Below are 3,919 nucleotides of genomic sequence, written 5' to 3'. Positions count from 1 at the left end.
ACTAATTAAATTTGAAAATTTCAGTAATTTTGTAACAGTCTTTGGCGGCGTTAATGGATTAATTTTCTACAACCATATCTAGGAGAATATGCAAATTATCAATTATTGATAAAATATTAACAAAAGGATTAATTATTATACATTTCCAAGCACTAATTGGCATCCCTGATTTGTTGACAATTACCTGATGAGAATATCCTAAAATAGGTGTGTTATGACTTCGCATATTCTTACTTTTGGCAAACAAATTGTGATTATATTCATTTATTTTTTGAGTAAAATTACAATCTTCTTCACTAGTTCCAAGTAACTCTCTGTTGTAAGCCTCTTGCGCTTCCATCCCAGGTGGATAAAACCGCCAAAGTGTGCTTGTTCCAGGAACATTTTGATTTAAAACTTGGACAGAATTTTTAAAACTGAATTGCAATTTAGATTGAAAAATGATGCTTTGTTGGATAGCATAACCAATCATAGTTTGGTATCCTTCATAACCCAACGCATATAAATTAGCTAAAATCATTAAAGGGCCATCTCCTGGACGAGAACTTTCAGGCGTGTAAGCACCTGGAAATGAGCAGAAGATATCTTCAGTAAAATACGGGGTTTCGTGGAAATCCTTTTGTAGTAATAACAAATCTCGTTTATTTTTAAAGATTAAGGCACTAGAAGTATAAGCTGTAAAACCATGTTTATGTGGGTCGACTGTAATAGAATCTGCATAAGATAAACTAGAATATAAATTGTTTAATTTTCGAATAACATCAAGAGTATCTGTAGAAAATCCTAAAGAATTATCAGTAATTTGATAATTTTTAAATATACTATAAACCCACCCAACAGCAGCATCTACATGAATATGAGGTTTAGGGACATGATATTTTCGGCATAATTCTTCGCAAATTCTCACAACACCTTTAACATCATCCACACCAAAAGAATCAGTTTGTCCAGCAATTAAATATATACAGACAACCTGTTTATTTTCTTTGATAGCTTTCTCCATCTGAGATTGGAAAGCTGGCAAAGATATACTAAAATCAGGTGTAACAGAAACAGATATAACATTTTCAGTGCCGATACCAAGTAAGCGAGCTGCGTTGACATTGGTATAATGACCAAGAACTGATTGTATAACCACAGGTTCTTGATTAGAAAAGGCTTTAAAGCCTTTTTCGCCTAAACCAGGGAATGCTTTTTCCAAGGCACATCTAACTGCCCAGTAATTACTTGCAGAGCCTCCTGATGTAAAATATCCTCCTGATATTTTTGGTTCAAAACCTATAATTTCAGCTAAATGTGAAATAGCTAACTGTTCAGCTTCAATGGCTTTTCCAGCATAGCTTTCATAAACTAAATTTGGATTAATAATAGCACAAGCAAATTTAGCAAGAATAGCTGGTATTAAAGGAGGAGGAATAACATTTAGAGGAGCATATCCTGCTGAATAATTGGGAACATTTCCTAAATAATTTAGGATAATATTTTGAATAACATCTTCAATTGACCAACCTTTTGTAGGGATTTTATTGATTTCTAATTCAACTTTGAATTCTGAATTTATCGAATCTGTTAAATTTGCATCAATTAATATTTTTTTTAACCCGGTTAACAATTGAGTAACAACATCCAAAAAATCATCATCTAAATTTGTGTTGTTAAGACAATATTTACTATATTTTAAAAGTGAATTATTTAATTTTTGGTTTTGATTAATTAAATAAAAGCCATGTTTTTCTTGATGTATTGCCTTAATCATTTTAAAAATTATTTAATCGTGAAAATTTACTTGAATCAGGAATAAATTTTAGCGTTAAATTTTCTCCTTTTTTACATTAAAAGAAGAGTTTCACCTAATAAATATTTATCTAATGCTGGTGAAATACTGAGGCGTGAAGGGGGATGAAATGCAAGAGCATGGACAGAAGCAAGTAGGTAAGCAACCTCAGATGATTTAAGAAATGACATACCACCTAAAATTTCTACAGCCTGCGTTGTGACACATGCGATCGCACGTTGAACCAAGTAACGTACAAATAGAGATTTCGCTACTGTTTTCTCATCTTTATCTCCATTCATTATGGAATAAGCCAAACCCTCAAGTGCAGCCATTGCACCTTCCACCTCTGTTGCTAGTAAAACACGCTCAGAAGGTATACCTTTGCCATCTTTGAATACACGCTCAACTAAAGCACTAGCAATGCCAAGATAAGCAGCTGAGATGAATAGTTCAAACCAAATAAATGTCTGAGCCTGTACCGAATTTAAATGACCAGGCTTACCCATATAGTAAATACATTCTTTGGGTACATAAACCTCTTGAAGTCTGACCTCATCACTTTCTGTTCCTGCAAGAGGCCAAGTTTCCCAGAAAGGGTAGCGCTCTACACCTGGTTCACTCGCTGGGATAATTACCATTACTAATTCATCTTCGTCTCCTTGGTGTGCTGGAAGCATAACACTAGCAGCCATCAAGTCCATAGACCTAGACAAACTACAAGGCTTCTTGCTACCACTGATGATTAGACCACCCACAGTTTCTTTGACTTGCATACATGAAGCAAGTATGTTTTGTCCTACTTGTCCTTCTGCAAAACCAGAAGCAAAATAGAGGTTTTGTCGAGCAACACGCTCTAGTAGAGCAAAACCAGGCTGATTAGTGATCATCACCTGAGTCATAACTACTGTGATATGGTGCATAGTCGTTGCAACTGCTAACGAAGGAGAACGACTTGCAATTGCACGTAGAATACGAATAGCTTGGAGTGGAGACGCTCCTAAACCAGCATACTCGGTTGGGATTAATAAACCAGGCCCACCAAATTCCCTAAAAACTTGGAAAGCAGGATTATTTCGGCTTTCCATTTCTAGCAGAGGAATATTTATAAGAACTGCGTCCAATCCTGGAAAAAACTTTTCGAGGGTTGCTCGTTCTTGACTTAGAATCATAAGACTCGCTTTATAAGTTTGCTATAACAAGCTCTAAAGTAGATGTCAGAAATACTAGTTCTCTAAAATGTTGTAACATATCAATTACTAAGTCTTCTCGGCATCATCTATAGCCTACTTTTGGACAATTAATATAAGTCACAAAATACCCCGCGATCGTTTTTCATCGAAGAGTGAAAGCATCAAAAACTCAATCATAGTTTTGCAAAAAAATATTATTGAAACGACTATACTTTTTAGTTATTGATCGAGTGTAGGTACTATCTTTATCCTCTTTCATATTAGATCCAGACGTAAAGTTTTTCTCTTTACTAGATGGCTGAATTTTAATAAATCCAGCCATCTACGAATCATACTTTGGAGACTCCTACTACTCTTTGATCAATCTTGAACAAAATGACAATTCTTCATGATTTTAGTTAACGAAAAATCAAGATTTTGTTCCAGAGTGAGATAAAAGGGTTAAGGAAAAGTGCCAGCCAAGCAATTATTAAAATTTACCAAGAATCCAGTTACCAGGAGAATTTTCATCTTGAGAGAGATAGAACTCTCGGACAAGCTTTAAAACTTCGTCCTTTGTAACAAAACCATCACCATTTGTGTCAAGCTTTTTAAAGATTGCCTCTTCTTCACTTGCTCCTAAACCATAAGCCGTGAAGAACCGCTTGTAATTTTCTAGAGTAAGTTTACCGTCATTATCACTATCGATTAACTCTACAAGTCGGCTGGTTGAATCAATTACGTATTGATCAAATTGCTTCTGGTCATTAATAATGTTCTCGCTGTATTTGTACCATTCATCTAAGCTGACTTCATCGTTACCATCACTATCAGCTATTTTCTTTAATTCATTCCAATGCTTTTGGCAATACCTTAGCCAAAATAAGAGGATGAAGAGAGAGGGCCGATGTAGTAGAGTTATTGTCTCTCACAACGACAACTCAAAAACCACAATCAGCCCATGCCCGATATC

The 3,919-nt window shown here is 35.1% G+C and carries 3 protein-coding genes; all 3 read right to left on the bottom strand.

Features of this window, described 5'->3' with window-relative positions; translation table 11 throughout:
- Window positions 1-58: 58 nt before the first annotated feature.
- On the bottom strand, window positions 59-1,756 hold the full coding sequence (locus tag H6G18_RS19120; protein ID WP_190408686.1) for a pyridoxal phosphate-dependent decarboxylase family protein: 1,698 nt from the start codon (window positions 1,754-1,756) through the stop codon (window positions 59-61).
- 71 nt (window positions 1,757-1,827) lie between these two features.
- The gene (locus tag H6G18_RS19115) at window positions 1,828-2,946 is read right to left on the bottom strand and encodes an acyl-CoA dehydrogenase family protein (RefSeq protein ID WP_190408685.1); all 1,119 of its coding nucleotides are present in this window, start codon (window positions 2,944-2,946) and stop codon (window positions 1,828-1,830) included.
- Window positions 2,947-3,436: 490 nt separating this feature from the next.
- The gene (locus H6G18_RS25280; RefSeq protein WP_390825411.1) at window positions 3,437-3,655 is read right to left on the bottom strand and encodes an EF-hand domain-containing protein; all 219 of its coding nucleotides are present in this window, start codon (window positions 3,653-3,655) and stop codon (window positions 3,437-3,439) included.
- Window positions 3,656-3,919: the final 264 nt, after the last annotated feature.

Source organism: Anabaena subtropica FACHB-260 (assembly GCF_014697105.1).
Lineage (GTDB): Bacteria > Cyanobacteriota > Cyanobacteriia > Cyanobacteriales > Nostocaceae > Trichormus > Trichormus subtropicus.
This window is presented reverse-complemented; position numbering and strand designations above follow the sequence as displayed.